This window comes from Flavobacterium psychrolimnae, from assembly GCF_003312425.1.
Lineage (GTDB): Bacteria > Bacteroidota > Bacteroidia > Flavobacteriales > Flavobacteriaceae > Flavobacterium > Flavobacterium psychrolimnae.
In genome coordinates this window covers 49,127-63,638 of the sequence record NZ_QNUX01000010.1, presented here as the reverse complement: position 1 = coordinate 63,638, position 14,512 = coordinate 49,127, and the positions used below count along the sequence as shown (strand labels likewise).

Annotated in this window: 12 protein-coding genes; 5 read left to right on the top strand and 7 right to left on the bottom strand. The window is 35.7% G+C overall.

The window, feature by feature from the left end; genetic code table 11:
- Positions 1-83 precede the first annotated feature (83 nt).
- Positions 84-503, bottom strand: a complete 420-nt coding sequence (locus tag DR980_RS11305; RefSeq protein ID WP_113636212.1) for a DUF2452 domain-containing protein — start codon at positions 501-503, stop codon at positions 84-86.
- Positions 504-863: 360 nt separating this feature from the next.
- Between DR980_RS11305 and DR980_RS11300 the strand changes: the two genes are divergently transcribed.
- From DR980_RS11300 to DR980_RS11290, 3 genes are all read left to right on the top strand, one after another.
- Complete coding sequence (locus DR980_RS11300; protein WP_113636210.1) at positions 864-3,194, top strand: glycoside hydrolase family 3 protein; 2,331 nt, start codon at positions 864-866, stop codon at positions 3,192-3,194.
- A gap of 208 nt (positions 3,195-3,402) precedes the next feature.
- Complete coding sequence (locus tag DR980_RS11295) at positions 3,403-4,527, top strand: PQQ-dependent sugar dehydrogenase (protein ID WP_113636208.1); 1,125 nt, start codon at positions 3,403-3,405, stop codon at positions 4,525-4,527.
- Positions 4,528-4,530: 3 nt separating this feature from the next.
- On the top strand, positions 4,531-4,974 hold the full coding sequence (locus DR980_RS11290; RefSeq protein ID WP_113636205.1) for a c-type cytochrome: 444 nt from the start codon (positions 4,531-4,533) through the stop codon (positions 4,972-4,974).
- 22 nt (positions 4,975-4,996) lie between these two features.
- On the opposite strand, the gene DR980_RS11285 is transcribed toward DR980_RS11290, so the two are convergent.
- Positions 4,997-7,075 (bottom strand): TonB-dependent receptor family protein, encoded by a 2,079-nt coding sequence (locus tag DR980_RS11285; protein WP_113636203.1) that lies wholly within the window; start codon positions 7,073-7,075, stop codon positions 4,997-4,999.
- 279 nt (positions 7,076-7,354) lie between these two features.
- Here DR980_RS11285 and DR980_RS11280 point away from each other — a divergent pair, with 279 nt between their 5' ends.
- Both DR980_RS11280 and DR980_RS11275 read left to right on the top strand, forming a co-directional pair.
- Positions 7,355-8,380 carry a hypothetical protein gene (locus tag DR980_RS11280; RefSeq protein WP_113636201.1) on the top strand — a complete coding sequence of 342 codons (1,026 nt, stop codon included), beginning with the start codon at positions 7,355-7,357 and terminating at the stop codon, positions 8,378-8,380.
- A 15-nt stretch (positions 8,381-8,395) separates the two neighbouring features.
- Positions 8,396-9,244, top strand: coding sequence for a polysaccharide deacetylase family protein (locus tag DR980_RS11275; protein ID WP_113636199.1), 849 nt, complete (start codon positions 8,396-8,398; stop codon positions 9,242-9,244).
- Positions 9,245-9,455: 211 nt separating this feature from the next.
- Here DR980_RS11275 and DR980_RS11270 read toward each other — a convergent pair whose 3' ends face one another.
- From DR980_RS11270 to dut, 5 genes are all read right to left on the bottom strand, one after another.
- Positions 9,456-10,673: a murein hydrolase activator EnvC family protein gene (locus DR980_RS11270; RefSeq protein ID WP_244199296.1), complete on the bottom strand. Its 1,218-nt coding sequence runs from the start codon at positions 10,671-10,673 to the stop codon at positions 9,456-9,458.
- A gap of 59 nt (positions 10,674-10,732) precedes the next feature.
- Positions 10,733-11,521: a DUF4292 domain-containing protein gene (locus DR980_RS11265; protein ID WP_113636195.1), complete on the bottom strand. Its 789-nt coding sequence runs from the start codon at positions 11,519-11,521 to the stop codon at positions 10,733-10,735.
- Positions 11,518-12,867, bottom strand: coding sequence for a tetratricopeptide repeat protein (locus tag DR980_RS11260; RefSeq protein ID WP_113636193.1), 1,350 nt, complete (start codon positions 12,865-12,867; stop codon positions 11,518-11,520). Before DR980_RS11260 ends, DR980_RS11265 begins: the two co-directional genes overlap by 4 nt.
- A gap of 52 nt (positions 12,868-12,919) precedes the next feature.
- Positions 12,920-13,930: a sugar phosphate nucleotidyltransferase gene (locus tag DR980_RS11255; RefSeq protein ID WP_113636191.1), complete on the bottom strand. Its 1,011-nt coding sequence runs from the start codon at positions 13,928-13,930 to the stop codon at positions 12,920-12,922.
- An 84-nt stretch (positions 13,931-14,014) separates the two neighbouring features.
- Positions 14,015-14,449 (bottom strand): dUTP diphosphatase, encoded by a 435-nt coding sequence (gene dut, locus DR980_RS11250; protein ID WP_091166424.1) that lies wholly within the window; start codon positions 14,447-14,449, stop codon positions 14,015-14,017.
- Between the last annotated feature and the right edge of the window lie 63 nt (positions 14,450-14,512).

Genomic DNA, 14,512 nt, shown 5'->3' with positions numbered 1-14,512 from the left:
GTTCAATGCCATTTTAGAAAACTATTCTGTTTTTAGAAATATGAAGAAACGCTCTATCTCCAAATTATCTCGATTATTTTAGATTAGTACAGCTGCGAATCAACTGCATTCAGGAGAATCCATTTTTTATCACTGTTGAGTTTAAAAGTACCTATGTGTTCTTTGTTCCATTCGTTCGGACCTATCAACGAAAGAAAATTTACGCCTGCAGCATCTCTGTACAAATGATAAATTTCGCCAATAACGGGTTCAAATGAAAATTTAGCACTGTATACTAATTCGTTCCATTCGTATTCTTGCATTAACTTTTCATATTGAAGCTTGAGTTCATTAAATTTATTCCCTAGCTCTTTATTCACATTGTCAATTCCTCTACTTTTCCAAGAAACCACATCATCAACTCGAATTACGGGTGCGCCAACTCCAGTTGCGTAAGGCAAAATATTGGCATTATATCCCGCTTCAACTGTGTATACAACATTATCTGGTTTTTTATTTTCCATTTACTTTTTCTTTTATTTAAAGATAAATAATTAATACCGACTGGTTTCATGTATGATTTTTTCAAAACGAATTCAAAATATTTATTCGTTCAAAAGTATTGTTTGATTACCAAATTTTACTCAAAACAAAAGACGATTCCGAAATTTTAAAAAAAGAATATTTTGTTTAAATATTTTGACGCAAAGTTAAACAATAAATACAAATCACCAACATAATTAAGCTATGAGAGGCAATAATTAATGTGGTATTTAAATCATATTGGAATAACCAAAAAATAATTTTTCAATGTGTCGAAATAACACATTTATTTTTTACATTTGGAAACTATAAAATGCTATTACACTGATAAATAAACCATCATGAAATCAAAAATCTTCCTCCTCCCGTCTTTATTGTTACTAGCTGTATCATTGAAGGCGCAAACTAAGTGGACTGAAACACCCAAAGATTCCCATAACATTGTTCAAAACCAAGGAGGACAAATATTAGGATATTCTCCAAAATCAGGAATTAAAATCATACAAGCAGACGGCTTGGCTTTTAAAGACCTCAACAAAAATGGAAAGTTAGATATTTATGAAGATTGGAGAAAAACGGTAGCGGAACGTGCCAAAGATCTTGCCTCTAAAATGACGGTAGAACAAATGGCTGGGTTAATGTTATATAGCAGGCATCAGGCTATTCCTGCAGCCGAAGCAGGAATGTTTACCGGAACCTATAATGAAAAACCATTTTCTAAAAGTGGTGCAAAATCGTCTGATTTGTCTGATCAGCAAATTGCATTTTTAACCAAAGATAATTTACGTCATGTACTAATGACCTCTGTTGAAAGTCCAGTAGTGGCCGCAGCATGGAATAATAATATACAAGCATTAGTAGAAGGTATTGGAATGGGAATTCCTTCCAATAACAGTTCTGATCCAAGAAATGGAGCCAATAAAGATGCCGAATACAATGCCGGTTCCGGTGGCGCTATATCACAATGGCCGGAAGAATTAGGATTAGCTGCTACTTTTGATGCTGCTATTACAGAACAATTTGGTGCTATTGCAGCCAAAGAATACAGAGCTATGGGAATCACCACAGCACTATCGCCACAAATTGATTTAGCGACAGAGCCAAGATGGAATCGTTTTGTGGGTACTTTTGGCGAAGACCCAAAACTGGCAACAGATATGGCTAGAGCATATGTAGATGGATTTCAAACGTCTCCAAAATCGATAAAAGCTTATGAAGGATGGGGAAATCAAAGCGTTAATGCGATGGTCAAACACTGGCCAAGTGGCGGTCCTGAAGAGGGAGGTCGTGATGGTCATTTTGCGTACGGGAAATTTGCAGTGTATCCTGGAAATAATTTCGAAACCCATTTAAAACCCTTTACCGAAGGTGCTTTTCAATTAAAAGGTGCAACTAAAAAAGCCTCAGCAGTGATGCCGTATTACACGATTTCGTATGGTCAGGATAAAAAATACGGTGAAAATGTGGGTAACGGATTCAGTAAATACATCATTACAGATTTGTTAAGAGACCAATACGGGTATGATGGAGTTGTTTGCACCGATTGGTTAATTACTGCAGATGAAGGACCTAAACCAGATGTTTTTTCAGGAAAATCTTGGGGTGTTGAAAAATTAAGTGTAGCCGAAAGACATTATAAAGTTTTGATGGCTGGAGTGGATCAATTTGGAGGGAATAATGACATTAATCCAGTGCTTGAAGCCTACCAAATGGGAATAAAAGAACACGGTGAATCATTCATGCGCAAGCGTTTTGAGCAATCTGCAGTTCGTTTGCTTTTGAATATATTCCGAGTGGGATTATTCGAAAACTCTTATTTAGACCCTAATGAGACCAAAGCTATTGTGGGAAAACCTGATTTTATGAAAGCAGGATATGACGCGCAATTAAAGTCTGTTGTGATGATTAAAAACCAAAATAAAACCTTACCAATCGCAAAAGGAAAGACTGTTTATATCCCAAAAAGAGTTACTCAAGCGGGAATCAATTTTTTTGGTCAACCATCACCTGAAAAAATTGAATATCCGGTTAATTTAGAATTAATTAAAAAATATTACACAGTAACGGATGATCCTGCTAAAGCGGATTTTGCGATTGTATTTATCAAAAGCCCTATCAGTGGCGGATACAGCAGAGCCGACAGAGAATCCGGTGGAAATGGATATGTGCCAATCAGTTTACAATTAAAAGACTATACCGCAGTCGATGCCAGAGCGCAAAGTATTGCTGCCGGAGATCCTGTGATTGACCCAACGATTACGAACCGCTCGTATTTGAATAAAACATCAAAATCAAATTCATATCCAGATTTAAATACCATTCTGGAAACTAAAAAAGCCATGAATGGAAAGCCAGTATTAGTATCTGTGAATATTTCTAATCCAATGGTTTTTGGAGAATTTGAAAAAGAGGTTGATGCCATCGTGGGAGAATTTGGCGTACAAGTAGAAGCATTGTTGGATATTGTTTCCGGTAAAACAGAACCTTCCGGATTGTTGCCTTTACAAATGCCTTTGAATATGTCAACTGTTGAAAAGCAACTGGAAGACGTTCCTCATGACATGATTCCCTATAAGGATGCTGCTGGAAATGTGTATGATTTTGGTTTTGGATTAAACTGGAAAGGGATAATTAAAGACGCCAGAACTACAAAGTACAGCGTTAAGAAATAAGTAAATTACATTAAAACCACCTAGATTTTTAGGTGGTTTTTTTATGCCCCATTCCAAATTTTGACTTGAAATCTGATAATCAAAACAGAACTCAAATCGCATTGTTTTGTTAATTATACGAAAAATTATATACTGAATTGAATATTTAAATCCTCTTTTACTACCTTTAAAAAGATTTATGTCTTACAAAGACTCAAAAACCTAACTCATGAAAAAAATCACATTAGTTTCACTTTCAATTATATCCTTTCTTTCTTTCAGTTGCGATGCGCAGGTAAAATCCAATGACATTGCTCTTAAAGACGAAGTAAAAAACTATACGCTTGAAACCGTAGCCTCCGATATTGCTATCCCTTGGGGTATGACTTGGTTGCCAGACGGCAGCATGTTAGTTACCGAAAAAAGTGGTGTTTTATATCATGTGAAAAATGGTATAAAAACCGAAATAAAAAATGTTCCCAAAGTATATTCTCGAGGACAAGGCGGATTGCTAGATATTGTTTTACATCCTAATTATGCTAAAAACGGCTGGATTTATATGACTTTTGCTTCAGATGAAGGTGAAGGAACCGGCGGCCACACAAAACTCATTCGAGCAAAATTATTGGACGGAAGTCTTACACAAATCGAATCACTTTATAAAGCTACTCCGAACACTACAAAAGGACAGCATTTTGGTTCCCGCATTGTATTTGACAACGATGGCTATTTGTATTTCTCTATTGGAGAACGTGGTGAGCATTTTGTAAATCCGCAAGATATTAAACGCGATGGCGGAAAAATATACCGATTAAATGATGATGGAACAATTCCTAAAGACAATCCTTTTGTAGGTCAGACCGGAGCAAAAGAAGCAATATATACCTACGGGAATCGCAATCCGCAAGGAATGGCCAAAAATCCAGTAACAGGAGCCATTTGGGCGCATGAACACGGTCCTCAAGGTGGAGATGAAATTAATATTATCAAAAAAGGAGCAAATTACGGATGGCCAGTTGTTACTTATGGTATCGATTATGACGGCACAACAATTAGTAAAAAAAACGAAAAACCTGGCATTGAAAAACCTATTTATTATTGGTTGCCGTCTATCGCGCCAAGCGGAATGACTTTTGTAACCGGTGATAAATATCCAGACTGGAAAGGACATTTGTTGGTTGGTTCTTTAAAATTCCAATATCTTGAATTGCTAAAATTGAAAGGCAATGAAGTTATAGGCAGACAAAAAATTGCAACCGATATTGGTCGTGTGCGTAATGTGGTGCAAGGTCCGGATGGCTATATTTATATGGGCGTTGAAGGAAAAGGAATACTCAAAATTATACCGAATTAAATTATGTTGACAACGAAATTATTTTGGGGATTTGGTGTGTTTGTATTGGGAAGCTTCTCTTTCGAAAACCCATTTTCCGCAGACAACTATATTGACTTGAATACCGAAACCGCTGTTATTTCAAAACTTCAGTCACCCGGAAAAGAAATTTATGCTGATTTTTGCATGCAATGTCATGGCGCAAATGGCAAAGGAGACACTAAGAACTTCCCTCCTCTTGACGGTTCTGACTGGTTGAAAACCAAGAGAAATGAAAGTATTACTGCCGTAAAATTTGGACAAAGTGGCGAAATTGTTGTCAATAAAACAAAGTACAATAGCAGCATGCCGGCAATGGGACTTACGGATCAGGAAGTGGCTGATGTGATGAATTACATTATGACTTCTTGGAGCAATAAACAAACGAAAGTTGTAACCGAGAAAGAAGTTGCTGCCATCAAAAAATAAAATGCAGACTTAGGATTTCTATCTAAAAAACATACGCTACTGAAAAACCACCGTAATAATTGATGGGATTTCCTGGATAAAAATAACGTGGAGCAGCATTTCCAAAACCAACTGCGTTAGGCAAAATATTAGCCGCATATTTGGTATCCAATGCGTTATTGACTCCGGCATTCAGCTCTGTTTTTAGGATTTTAAGAATCGTAAAAACATACGTCGTTTTAATATCGAGCAACGAATACCGCTCACTGTATTTTGTATTGGAATCATTTAACGGAATTTTACCCATCGTTCGGAAAGACGTGTTTACACTAAATCCGTTTTTGGTGTTTAAATCCACTCCAAAATTAAATTGCTTTTCGGGAACGCCCGTAAGTTGGTTTCCCGAATAACCCGCGTCACCATCCAAGAATTCTTTGAATTTAAAGTTATTCACCGCTCCTGAAAAATAGGGTGTAATTTGAAATTGGGTTAGTTCCAACAGTTTGTAATTAACCAAGAATTCAAAACCCGAATGTGAACTACTGCCTGCATTAATCCCTACAAATTGGTCATTGGCGGTGCGTCGTGCCACTAATAAATTTTCAATTTGTGTGGTATAAAACGTTACTTCCGTGTATACTTTATTTTTAAGCCAATTTCCTTTAAAACCCAATTCATAATTCCAACCTATTTCTGGTTTCAAATTGGTATTTATTTGACCTTCGGGAGTTAATGTTTCTGCAACTGATGGAACCGAAAATCCTTTGCTGACGGACGTAAATATATTTTTCCCATTGCTTACTTTATAGGACAAACCAACTCTTGGCGACCAAACATTTCCAAAAGTAAAAGGCATTTTTTGACTGCCGGAATTATTTTCAAAAACATCTTCTAACGAATATTTGGTTGTGTTTAATGCCACTCCAGTTTCCAGATGCAGCTTTTCAGAAATCCAAAGTTCCATTTGTAAAAAGTAGTTGGTATAATTTCGATTTTGTTTGATAGCGCTGAACTCGTCGCCTTTTATACTCCCATGCCCCGGTTGCGATTGGTATAAATTTTCAAAAAGCGAATACGCATACTTTTCCGTTAATAATTCGGTTCCCAAACTCAGTTCAAACGGCAAAGAAAACAATCGGTCTTTATAATTCACATTGGAACGAAAACCTGCAGTACTTGTTTTTTCATCCAAAATATCAAAAGGTCTGGGCTCATAAGCGTCTTTAAAATTAGAAAAAACACTAGTTTGCATGGACCATTTTTCAGAAAATTGATGGTCGTACCCTAATCCGAGCATGAATTTATCATACGACTCAAAACCTTGTGCCGCAGCCCAAGTAGCGGCTGCTTTCTCCGGATTATTTTTTAAATCAGTCTCATTGATAGAACTCGGAATAAAAGCTTTCAATCGGGTGAAGGTTCCTAAAAATGACAAGCTTCCGTTGGAACTAATTTTTTGTTTGCCGTGCAGGTTAAATGATTTTCTTTTATAGGAACTATTGGCTCTAAATCCATCGCTTTGTAAATCCGTATAACTTGTGAATACATTCGTTTTGGAATCACTGTAACCTGCGGAAATTCGGCTTTGTAACAAGCCAAAACTCCCAAAAGTAACTGTTGATTTTCCAAATGATTCCAACAAAGGAGTTTCTCTCGAAAACAGCTGAATCACACCACCCAAACCGGATCCAAAACTAGTGGAATTTGGTCCTTTTATGATTTCTATTTTTTCGATTGAAGCCAAATCAATATCATCAATCGTAGTTTCGCCTTCACCAGAAGTTAATGGAATCCGATCAAAATAGGCTTTAATCTTATTGGTTCCGTATTGAGATCGGGCACCAATACCACGAATCGTAATCCTGTTGGTGTTCAAAGCACCTTGTTGCATTGTCACACCGGGAATTTTATTTAGAATCGGAGTCAAAATAATTCCGTCACTTTTATTAATGTCAGCGGATGTAATCACTGAAACGGATGCCGCAACATTTTGAAGTGCATTTTTGATTGGAGAACCTTTCAACGTGACTTCTGAAAGAGCTATCGTGTCTTTTTTTACTTGGCTAAAAACAATAGTCGTGCAAAATAAAAAAAGAAGAAAAGTAAGGTGATTTTTGAACAATTGTTTGAGTATTTGAATGAGTAAAAACGTTTATAAAGTTAGCCTTTTCTTTTTATTTCCAAAAGCTATTCTGAAATTGTCATCAAAGCAAACTCTTTTCTAAATTATAACGACGAACTGACAATTAACTGAAATAGATTTCGTTTAAGTATTAAATTAGAAGAAATTTGATACTAGAACCCGTAAATTATGTAATAAATAGGCGTTGAAACACAATTATAAATGATTTCTCGCTTCTAAAATACTTTATCTTTACATTAAAAAAATTAGAATTAATATATGAAAAAATCAGCTATTGCATTACTTGCACTTCCATTACTGCTTATGAGCATTTCCTGTGAAAAAGGAAAAGCGGCAGATGGTGTAACCGCTACAGAAAAATCAGATACTGTAAAAACGGACACGAAAGAAAAAACGCCAACTCTGACAATTGACACTGTTGATTTTAATAAAAGAATGATTGCTTTAAGCAACAATGACACGACCGGAAGATGGCCTGTAAAAGCGCCTTATCCTTTGCCGGGAGCGTTATTGCCATACAATCGAATTATTGCGTTTTACGGAAATTTATATTCGACACGAATGGGAATATTGGGTGAAATTCCTAGAAAAGAAATGTTAGCAAAACTTCAAGGCGAAGTAGCTAAATGGCAGGCAGCTGATTCTACTGTAAAAGCAATTCCTGCTTTGCATTACATTGCTGTTACAGCTCAAGGTGCTCCGGGAAAAAATAATATGCACCGCTTGCGAATGCCTTTTAAACAAATTGACACAGTTATCAGTTGGGCAAAACCCATCAATGCATTAGTGTTTTTAGACATTCAAGTAGGTCACAGTACGGTGAAAGCTGAAGTGGCGGAATTAGAAAAATATCTTTCTATGCCAAATGTACATCTTGGAATTGACCCTGAATTTTCGATGAAAAACGGAGAGCGTCCAGGTTCTAAAATTGGGCATTTTACGGCATCGGATATTAACGACGCGATTGACATATTAGTAAATATTGTGCGCAAAAACAAACTGACTCCAAAAGTGTTAGTAATACACCGTTTTACGCAAGGAATGGTAAAAAATTATAAAGAAATCAAAACCGTTCCCGAAGTTCAAATCGTAATGGATATGGATGGTTTTGGAAGTAAAGTATTAAAAAAAGATTCTTATGTAAGTTATATATATAGAGAACCTGTACAGTTTGCCGGTTTTAAATTGTTCTATAAAAATGATAATAAAAACGACTGGAAAATGTACAGCCCGGAAGAATTAGTGAAATTTACTCCAAAACCTATTTACATTCAGTACCAATAATTTACCATTGAATTCATGAAAAATATTTTTTATTCCGTTTTCGTTGGACTATTTTTAATGGTAAGCTGTCAGTCTGAACCACGTAAAATAGTTCCGGAAGTTCCACTTGTTGTTTCACCCGCGAAGGTTGTAGCACCAAAAAAAGTAGCTGCTGATGCCGCAACCATTCTTTCGAAAAAAGAAGTTCCCATTTTATGTTATCATAATATTAAAGAATTGAAAGCGGGTGATGGTGAAATGACAAAAACATACACGGTTTCACCAGCAAACTTTGCACAGCAAATGAAAGCCTTATCTGATGCCGGTTATCATAGTATTTTACCCAATCAATTGAACGACTATCTCGTATATGATGTACCGTTGCCTTCAAATCCAGTAATGATTACCTTTGATGATACGCGGGAAGAACAATTCAGCATTGGCGCTGCCGAGATGAAAAAATACGGTTTCAAAGGCGTGTTTTTCATCATGACTGTTTCTATTAACCGTCCTGGATATATGAGCAAGGAGCAAATCAAAAACTTATCTGACGACGGGCATGTGGTAGGCGCGCATACTTGGGATCATCACATGGTTACAAAATATGCTGGAGACGACTGGAATACACAATTGGTAAAACCAAAAGCAAAATTGGAAGAAATAATAGGGAAACCGGTAAAGGATTTTGCTTATCCGTTTGGTTTATGGAATACGGCTGCAATTCCTGAAATTAAGAAAAGTGGTTACGAAATGGCTTATATCTTGTCTACCAAAAGAGATCCTGTAGATCCATTATATACCATTAGGCGTATTATTGTTTCGGGAACTTGGTCTACTGAAGGGATGATGAAATCGATAAAATCTTCTTTCACTAAATCCGAATAGCACTTTAAACAGCTTCTAATTTTGATTTTTTATCCAATAAAATCAATGACACGAACTATTAATTAGCGATACAACAGATGAAAAGGTTTTTATGAAACCTTCGATGATTTTAGTTCTAAACGGTTTCTTAACTATAGATTACAGCCATAAAAAAAGCACTATCATATTCCAAGGAATATAATAGTGCTTTTTTTTTATAATGTAACCGTTGTTATCGCGGAGACAACCAACCCTCAGGATTGTTATAAGTCGTATTCTGGAGGATTAGGAATTTAATGATTGTCTTTCCTGTTTCCCCATTGGTTCTTACTTTCCCCAAACTTTGCTTGATACTTACTTTATCACCTTTGCTTACGCTTACAGAACTTAAATTTTGATACACTGTGAAGTAATCTCCATGCTGTATCATTACCGCTTTGTTCACGGGTGACAATACGATAACACTGGTTACTTCTCCGCCAAAAACAGCTCTGGCACTTGCGCCTTTATCAGTGGTGATTTCCACACCACTATTGTGAACAGTTATGGTATTGAATAAAGGATGCGTTTGGTTTCCATATCCTAGTGACACATACCCTTTTTCAACAGGATAAGGCAATCTTCCTCTGTTGGCTCTAAAATTATCTGCAATAATTTTTGATTCAGGCGTCAACTCAATTTTAGATGAAGAAACCGCAGCTCTTGAAACAGGCGCACTTGGATTAGCTTTCGCTTTTTCTAAAGCCGCTTTTCTATTGGCTGCAGCAATTGCCTCCCGAATCAATTTATTGATTTGTCTGTCAATCGTTCTGTATTCCTGCTGTTTTTTCTTGATTTCTTGGGCTATCTTCTTTTTGTCTTTTTGGATAACGTTTACTAACTTCAATTGCTCCTTTTTCTCTTTTTCGAGTGATAAGCGTTCTTTTTCGTTTTCAGCAATCAGCTTTTGTTTTGCTGTTTTTTGTGTATTCAGTTTTTGATTGAAATCAGTAAGCTTATTGGATTTCGTTTTTATTTCTTCACCCTGCATTTTTCTGTAGCTGGTATACTGCTTCATATACTGTGCTCTTTTGTATGCCTGTAAAAAGTTTTCAGATGATAATAAAAACATCGCTCTACTTTCCGCTGAACGGCTTTTATATGATTTCACAATCATTTCGGCATAATCCTCCTTAAGTTCTGTCAATTCTTTTTTCAATTTATTAATCTGAACTTGATTAATATACATGTCATTACTCAGCAATTTGGTTTGCTTTTCAGTCGTGTTTATTAATTTTTCTTTAAGCTTTATTTTAGTGCTTTGAATGATTACTACGTTGACAGCAGATTTTTCTTTTTTCTTTACAGATTGTAATAACTTTTCATTTTCTCTAATTTCTTTTTGAATTTGAGCTTTACGTTCTTCTAATTTTTCTTGTTGTGATTCCTGACTCCACAGTAATGAAGTCATACAGATAAAAATTAGGCTTAGGAGAAATTTTGGCATATCGAAAAAATATTTTTGCTAATTTACTTAATTATAATTCTTTTGTACCCATTTGGAACACTATAAGGAAAAGAAAGTTCTTCATTGAAAGTTACTGAGTTGTATTCCAGATTGATTTCGGTGTTTCCTTTCTTCTGAAACGTATTGATTAAAACGCTCGTAGGCAAAATCGCCTCATTATATACTTTGTTGTCAGCGTAAGCCACTTTGATCATTCGCTCTTCGGCAGTTTGCGTGATTTCTTGTTTTTGAACTAAAAATTTATCGGAATCCAAAAAGAATGATTTTTTCGTATTTTTATTCGATGTATCATCCAATCGATACGTTTGTTCCAATAACGTTTCCAAATATTTCCCTTTAGTCAAATCATCGATGGCTTGTCCTAATAACATATTTTGAATTTTATTGTAATCCAAATCCGTTCCCAACCATTGGCTTAAACTACTAAAATCACCTTCAAAATATTTCCCGTTTATCTTTTCGTAATAGCTCACTGTTTTAGGAGTGATTAATGCTTTTGCCATTGTAATTCCCAGAAAACGAATGCTTACCAAAATCTGTTCGTCTTTCTTGATCTTGATTTCAGCGGTAACATTTTGCGTTTGTTTATCATCGGCATAACGGGCGCTTGACTTAATATATAATGTAGAAAACTCATTTTTATTGTTGTAATGATTTTCTATTATTTTTTTGGCCGACATTTGTTCTGCTGTCGCAACTGGTTCATTACCGGCTGCAATAGCAATAGCTTTGGATTTGCACGAAACCATAAAAACAGTAAGTAGTACTAGTATTGAAATTTTTTTGATCATTTTTTTTCTTTTAATAATTGATTGGCTTTAGCAAAAAACAAGTCTTTTTTCTTGAAATCTCCCAAACCATTATACGCTTCTCCAAGTTGGATATTGAAATTTATTTCCAATTCCTTATTCTCCACTACATAATCCATGCCCATTTCTAAAAAATCCTTTGCTTTTTTAAATTGCTGCAGCTGATTATTAGCCAAACCAGCATAATAATAAAACTGAGGCTGCGTTGGAAAAGTCTCTACCAGCTCCAAAGCTTTCTTGGCTACTATATCAAATTTTTTCAGCTCCGTATGCGCTTGAAGCAAAAGCAAATGTGTTTCAACAACATCACCAACTCCATTACTTACCGATTTTTCATAATACATATTGGCTTTTTCCCATTGTTTTTTGGCATGAAAAAATTTTCCAATTTCTTTCGCAACATCGACAGTTTTGTCATTTTCGAAATAACCAACTGCTTTTTCTAAATCAGGTGAATATTGCGGATTCTTATCAGTGAAAATCAGAAACTCATTCAGAATTCTGTGTTTAATTTTCGAATCTATTTTGGCACTGGCCAAAACAATATTCATTGCTTTTATCGCTTTTGGTGCGTCATTTGAATCTAAATAATTCTTGAATAAACTCACTTGTGCCCACTCCGAATTTGGGATTGCTTTTTCGAGTTTTTTGACTGTTTCAAAAGCTTTTGAATCTTCATTATTTTTAGAATACAAAAATATCAAACTGATATAATTAGACTCTTCTTGCGGATTTTTGACAATCAATCCCTCCAGATTCGAAATTTCATTGTTCTGAAACTTCCCTTCGGACAAGATTTGGCTTTTGTATAATTCCCTTCTGTCTGTTTTTCCAATAGTTTCATTGAGTTCCTGAATCAGCGCCAACGCTTTCTCATACTGATTGGTTCCCATATACAATGAAGTCAAATCTTCTTTATATTTTGGATCAAATTCAATCAACTTATTGATAACATTAATTCCCTGAGTGAAATTTTTAGTTTCATAACTCACATCATACATTCCTATCCAAAACCACTTGTTATTAGGATCAATCTTGGTAGCGTTTTCAAAGTAATTATAAGCACTTTTATACTCTTTTAATGCTAAATAATTCTTTCCTAATTCATAATAAACGGTCGCATTATTGGGTTTTAATTTATCGGCTTTGTCCAAAGCTACTATCGCTTTATCATAGTTCTCAATCCCTTTTTGAAGTAAGGATTCATAAAAAAGTTCCTGAAACTGATCTGTATCAAGCTTGATTTCTTCAGGCTCCGATTGTGCGCACAGCAAAGCTGAATTGCATTGCAAAACGATAAATAAAATTATGAAAGCGCTTTTTTTCATTTCAAATTTAATCCTGCACCATTTTAAAAAAGATGCAGGAATTGTATTTTATTTATTCCAATACCGAATAATCTCCAATACTTATGCTAGTAAAATTCCCATCGAAACTCGCATGATTTCCAATCATCGCATTGTCTAAATTCGCATTTTTGATATGAGAATGCGTTTGTACCAAACTGTTTTGTATCGTACTGTTTGAAACATGACATCCATCGCCTAAAGATACATTTGGACCAACAGTTGCATTAGTCAGAACTACATTTTTACCGATATAACAAGGCGGAATAATTGTCGAGTTTTCTAATTTAACATCAAAATCCACTAAATGTTCGCCATCATTATGCAAGAATCCTAACATTCTGGAATTCGTTTCCACCGTTACGTTTTTGTTACCGCAATCCATCCATTCATCCACTTTACCGGGAACGAAAGTCATTCCTTTGACCATCATCTGTTTGATACCGTCATTTATCTGGTATTCGCCACCGTGGATAATGTTGTTGTCTAATACTAATTGTAATTCGTTTTTCAGCACGGCAACATCTTTAAAATAGTAGATTCCAATCACGGCAAGATCAGATACAAATGTGACTGGTTTCTCAACCAATTCTACTATTTCATTTACTTCATTCAATTTTACAACACCAAAAGCTTCGGGTTCATCTACTTGTTTTACCCAAATCACGCTGTCGGCATTTTGGTCTAAATCGAAATCTGCCCGAATCAACGTATCGGCATAAGCGATAACTGCTGGTCCGCTCAAAGAATCTTTGGCACACATAATCGCGTGACCGGTTCCTAAAGCTTCGTTTTGGTAATAAATAGTTCCTTTGGCGCCTAGTTTTTGTGCGATAGCAATAAGTTCTTCTTCAACTTTTTTACCAAATGTTTCATGGATGATAAAAGCTACTTCTTCAATATCTTGATTCAAAACACCTGCAATATCCTCTACCAATCGATGCACGATTGGTTTACCTGCAACAGGAATTAAAGGTTTAGGAATAGTTAATGTATGTGGGCGAAGGCGTGATCCGCGGCCGGCCATTGGGACAATTATTTTCATGTTTTTTTATTGAAAGATTAAACGATTGAAAAATTTAAAAATTATCACAAATCTTTAAATTTTTCAATCTTTAAATTATTAAATTTATTTCACTCCAGTACTTCCAAAACCACCTTCTCCTCTGGAGGTTTCTGTCAATTCCTGAACTTCGATCCACTCCGCACGTTCGTGTTTTGCGATGATAAGCTGGGCAATGCGCTCTCCGTTTTGGATAACGAAATCTTCATTGGATAAATTTACTAAAATAACTCCAATTTCGCCACGATAATCGGCATCTACTGTTCCCGGAGCATTAAGTACCGTGATTCCATTCTTGGCAGCCAGTCCGCTTCTTGGACGAACTTGTGCTTCATAACCTATGGGTAATTCGATGAAAAGACCTGTTTTTACGATAGCTCTTTCCAGTGGTTTTAGTGTTATGGATTCCGATAAGTTGGCTCGTAAGTCCATTCCTGCCGAGGCTATGGTTTCATAGTTAGGCAAGGCATGTTGTGATTTGTTGATGATGTTTATTGTCATTGTTTTTTATTTAAAAAAGGAATACAGGAGGGACAAGTTGTGACTTGTATCAACATATTCTTT